The sequence below is a fragment of the Alkaliphilus serpentinus genome, assembly GCF_009017255.1.
Taxonomy (GTDB): domain Bacteria; phylum Bacillota; class Clostridia; order Peptostreptococcales; family Natronincolaceae; genus Alkaliphilus_D; species Alkaliphilus_D serpentinus.
In genome coordinates this window covers 1-2,535 of record NZ_WBZB01000021.1, presented here as the reverse complement: position 1 = coordinate 2,535, position 2,535 = coordinate 1, and the positions used below count along the sequence as shown (strand labels likewise).

Annotated in this window: 19 tRNA genes; all 19 read left to right on the top strand. The window is 45.1% G+C overall.

Annotated features, from left to right (window positions below):
* Positions 1-26: 26 nt before the first annotated feature.
* The 19 genes from F8153_RS07300 (at position 27) to F8153_RS07210 (ending at position 2,029) form a co-directional block, all read left to right on the top strand.
* Positions 27-103, top strand: a tRNA-Met gene (locus F8153_RS07300).
* A 94-nt stretch (positions 104-197) separates the two neighbouring features.
* Positions 198-273: transfer RNA gene (locus F8153_RS07295), tRNA-Val, on the top strand.
* 5 nt (positions 274-278) lie between these two features.
* Positions 279-352 (top strand) — tRNA-Gly (locus F8153_RS07290).
* A 22-nt stretch (positions 353-374) separates the two neighbouring features.
* Positions 375-451: transfer RNA gene (locus tag F8153_RS07285), tRNA-Arg, on the top strand.
* Positions 452-469: 18 nt separating this feature from the next.
* A tRNA-Gln gene (locus tag F8153_RS07280) sits at positions 470-545 on the top strand.
* Between the two features lie 4 nt (positions 546-549).
* A tRNA-Lys gene (locus F8153_RS07275) sits at positions 550-625 on the top strand.
* Between the two features lie 5 nt (positions 626-630).
* Positions 631-719: transfer RNA gene (locus tag F8153_RS07270), tRNA-Ser, on the top strand.
* 10 nt (positions 720-729) lie between these two features.
* Positions 730-821, top strand: a tRNA-Ser gene (locus tag F8153_RS07265).
* Positions 822-828: 7 nt separating this feature from the next.
* Positions 829-905: transfer RNA gene (locus tag F8153_RS07260), tRNA-Pro, on the top strand.
* Positions 906-937: 32 nt separating this feature from the next.
* A tRNA-Ile gene (locus tag F8153_RS07255) sits at positions 938-1,014 on the top strand.
* A 36-nt stretch (positions 1,015-1,050) separates the two neighbouring features.
* Positions 1,051-1,127: transfer RNA gene (locus tag F8153_RS07250), tRNA-Trp, on the top strand.
* 11 nt (positions 1,128-1,138) lie between these two features.
* Positions 1,139-1,215, top strand: a tRNA-Pro gene (locus F8153_RS07245).
* Between the two features lie 8 nt (positions 1,216-1,223).
* Positions 1,224-1,300: transfer RNA gene (locus F8153_RS07240), tRNA-Ile, on the top strand.
* A 6-nt stretch (positions 1,301-1,306) separates the two neighbouring features.
* Positions 1,307-1,382, top strand: a tRNA-Phe gene (locus tag F8153_RS07235).
* Between the two features lie 14 nt (positions 1,383-1,396).
* A tRNA-Glu gene (locus tag F8153_RS07230) sits at positions 1,397-1,471 on the top strand.
* Positions 1,472-1,592: 121 nt separating this feature from the next.
* A tRNA-Val gene (locus tag F8153_RS07225) sits at positions 1,593-1,668 on the top strand.
* An 8-nt stretch (positions 1,669-1,676) separates the two neighbouring features.
* A tRNA-Asp gene (locus F8153_RS07220) sits at positions 1,677-1,753 on the top strand.
* A 105-nt stretch (positions 1,754-1,858) separates the two neighbouring features.
* Positions 1,859-1,934, top strand: a tRNA-Thr gene (locus F8153_RS07215).
* 21 nt (positions 1,935-1,955) lie between these two features.
* Positions 1,956-2,029: transfer RNA gene (locus F8153_RS07210), tRNA-Gly, on the top strand.
* Positions 2,030-2,535: the final 506 nt, after the last annotated feature.

Genomic DNA, 2,535 nt, shown 5'->3' with positions numbered 1-2,535 from the left:
TCGAATCCTGTCCCCGCAACCATTATGGCGGCATAGCTCAGCTGGCTAGAGCGTTCGGTTCATACCCGAAAGGTCATAGGTTCGATTCCTATTGCCGCTACCATTTTTCCAAAGCTAGCTTTGGAAATGAAAAATTAACAATGAAAAATGAAAAGTTATTAATTTATAATTTCTAACTTATCACTTTTAATTTATTTGGGAGCATAGCTCAGCTGGGAGAGCACCTGCCTTACAAGCAGGGGGTCACAGGTTCGATCCCTGTTGCTCCCACCAATTATGCGGGTGTAGTTCAGTGGTAGAACTTCAGCCTTCCAAGCTGACCGCGAGGGTTCGATTCCCTTCACCCGCTCCATTTTCATTATCTAACATAACATGTGCCCATAGCTCAGCTGGATAGAGCACCGGCCTTCTAAGCCGGTTGTCCGGGGTTCGAATCCCTGTGGGCACGCCATATTAATTATTTTATTACTGGGATATAGCCAAGTCGGTAAGGCAACGGACTTTGACTCCGTCATTCGTAGGTTCGAGTCCTACTATCCCAGCCATTTTGACCCATTAGCTCAGTCGGTAGAGCACCTGACTTTTAATCAGGGTGTCCCGCGTTCGAGTCGCGGATGGGTCACCAACTAAGGAGAGGTGTCCGAGCGGTTTAAGGAGCTGGTCTTGAAAACCAGTGACTCCGAAAGGGGCCGTGGGTTCGAATCCCACCCTCTCCGCCAGTTTTAAAATGGAGAAGTACTCAAGTAGGCTGAAGAGGACGGTTTGCTAAACCGTTAGGTCGTGTAAGCGGCGCGCGGGTTCGAATCCCGCCTTCTCCGCCATTTTAAACCGGGTGTAGCGCAGTTTGGTAGCGCACATGGTTTGGGACCATGGGGTCGGGAGTTCGAATCTCTCCACCCGGACCATTATGCAATATTAAAACACCTATAATATATAGGGGCCTTTAGCTCAGTTGGTCAGAGCGTCCGGCTCATAACCGGCAGGTCCGGGGTTCGAGTCCCTGAAGGCCCACCATTAAATTAATAAACAAGAATTTACTCTTGTAAAACTAGGGGTGTAGTTCAGTCTGGTAGAACAGTGGTCTCCAAAACCACGTGTCGTGGGTTCGAATCCTGCCACCCCTGCCAAACAAACAAATCCGGGTGTAGCGCAGTTTGGTAGCGCACATGGTTTGGGACCATGGGGTCGGGAGTTCGAATCTCTCCACCCGGACCATTAAACACGGGCTTATAGCTCAGCAGGTTAGAGCGCACGCCTGATAAGCGTGAGGTCGGTAGTTCGAGTCTACTTAAGCCCACCATACATTGCCCAGATAGCTCAGTCGGTAGAGCAGGAGACTGAAAATCTCCGTGTCGGTGGTTCGATTCCGCCTCTGGGCACCATTTTCAAAACTACTGGCCCCTTGGTCAAGCGGTTAAGACACCGCCCTTTCACGGCGGTAACAGGGGTTCGATTCCCCTAGGGGTCACCAAATTGGATATCAGAGGTCAGAAATCAGAGTGCCTGACATAACCAGAAAGAAAAAGAATTTTAACAGAAGTTCTTACACTGAAATCTGGCAAACCGGCAACCGACATCCGACTTCTAAAATTGGGAGCATAGCTCAGCTGGGAGAGCACCTGCCTTACAAGCAGGGGGTCACAGGTTCGATCCCTGTTGCTCCCACCATTAATAATGGCCCGGTAGTTCAGTTGGTTAGAATGCCAGCCTGTCACGCTGGAGGTCGAGGGTTCGAGTCCCTTCCGGGTCGCCATTTTTTTAAGTTAATAACTAATAACTAATAGTGAATAACTAAAAAGATTATAAATAGTGGTTTGAACTATACACTATTCACTCTTAACTATTCACTAAAAAGTATGCTGGTGTAGCTCAACTGGAAGAGCAGCTGACTTGTAATCAGCAGGTTGCGGGTTCGAGTCCCATCACCAGCTCCACTTTCTAATATAATATCTCATGCGGGTGTAGTTCAGTGGTAGAACTTCAGCCTTCCAAGCTGACCGCGAGGGTTCGATTCCCTTCACCCGCTCCATTTTATTACATATAGCTATTAATTTCATATAATTGGAAATTGACACATGAAATAAATGTGCTATATTAATCTAGTCGCTTTTTTAACAAAAGCCAAGTAAATTCCAAAATATAACTTGTTGACACTAAGATGAAAACATGATATATTAGTTAAGTCGCCACTTGATGGCGAAGGGGGTAAACCCCTTGAAAGAGCTTTAATGAGAATGCTCAAAAGGACTTAGATTCAAGGCGCAAGTAAATTTTTACCGGAGCCTATACAGACATAGGCGAGGATGCAAAATTTATGCAGCAACAAAGAAGATGAGGGATTTTCAGCATTAATCACAGGTCTTTGAAAACTGAACAGTATAGAATATAAGCCAGCAAAATATTTTACTAATGAGTATTTAGTAATTATTAATGAGTAATTAAAGAGTATCATTTGCATAAGCAAATGAACAATAATTCTTAATTTTTCATTCTTAATTCTACATTAACTCGTTAACCCAGAAATTTTTTATTAAG